Below are 1,061 nucleotides of genomic sequence, written 5' to 3'. Positions count from 1 at the left end.
CATCCTGGCTGTCGGGCTGATGGGCTATGTGCTCGAGCGCGGCCTGTTCCGCTTCACGCTGGAGCGACCGACCAACGGCTTCATCGTCTCGCTCGGCCTCATCGTCGTCCTGCAGCATGTCGTCGTGCTGTGCTGGAACCCCAACCAGAAAAGCATCCCGCGCCCGCTGACCACGGTGTGGGAGGTCGGCGGTGTACGCATCGCTTCTGTGCGCGTCATGGTCATACTGATCACCATCGCCGTGGTGGCGCTGAGCTTCCGCATGATCACCGCGAGCCGCTACGGCCGTGCCTTGCGGGCCAGCGTCGAGGACCGTGACACCGCCGCTTTGATGGGCATTCCGGTGCGCCGCTACATCACCGGCGTCTTCGTGCTCGGCAGCGCGCTGGCCGGCCTTGGTGGCGCGCTTCTGATCGCGCTGTTCCCGATCACGCCGTTCACCGGCGGCACCATGGTGATGAAGGGCTTTGCCGTCGCGCTCATCGGCGGGCTCGGCAACATCTATGGCGCCGTCGCCGCCGGCCTCATCCTCGGCATCGTTGAAGGCTTCAGCGCCGGCTACGGCTTCTCGCAATGGACCGATGCCTACTCCTTCGTCTTGATGATCCTGGTGCTGATCGTGCGCCCGCACGGCCTGTTCGGCGGCACCAGCGGACCGAGGATGGCGTCATGAACGGCGGTGCCACCCTCAAGCCGCTGCGCGCGCTGCTGCCGGTGCTGGTCATCCTGGCGCTGATCGCGCTGGTGCCGCTCGCCTCGCCCTCGAACCGCTTCCTGTCGCTGGCGATTTCGGCCGGCACCAACGTCATCGCGCTTTACGGCCTGTCGGTTCTGTTCGGCCAGACCGGCATCCTGTCGATGGGGCATGCGGCGCTGGTCGGTGTCGGTGCCTACGGGGCGGCGATCCTCGCGCGGGACTTCGGCGTCGGCTTCTGGACGGCACTGCCGGTGGCCGCCCTGGCAAGTGCCGTCTTCGCCATGATCGTCGGCATTCCCTCGCTGCGCGTCGGCGGCCATCACTTCGTCATCATGACCTTCGCTTTCGGCCAATTGCTCGCCAT

At 66.7% G+C, this 1,061-nt stretch carries 1 protein-coding gene and 1 pseudogene; both read left to right on the top strand.

Going from position 1 to position 1,061, the window contains the following annotated elements; all coding sequences use genetic code 11:
• On the top strand, positions 1 to 673 hold a 673-nt coding region (locus EOA22_RS34810; RefSeq protein WP_164756230.1), incomplete at its 5' end, for a branched-chain amino acid ABC transporter permease.
• Positions 670 to 1,061: pseudogene (locus EOA22_RS34805) on the top strand (branched-chain amino acid ABC transporter permease); the annotation flags it as partial. The gene EOA22_RS34810 and the pseudogene EOA22_RS34805, both read left to right, overlap by 4 nt.

Source organism: Mesorhizobium sp. M7A.F.Ca.US.014.04.1.1 (assembly GCF_003998745.1).
GTDB classification, from domain to species: Bacteria; Pseudomonadota; Alphaproteobacteria; order Rhizobiales; family Rhizobiaceae; genus Mesorhizobium; species Mesorhizobium ciceri.
This window is presented reverse-complemented; position numbering and strand designations above follow the sequence as displayed.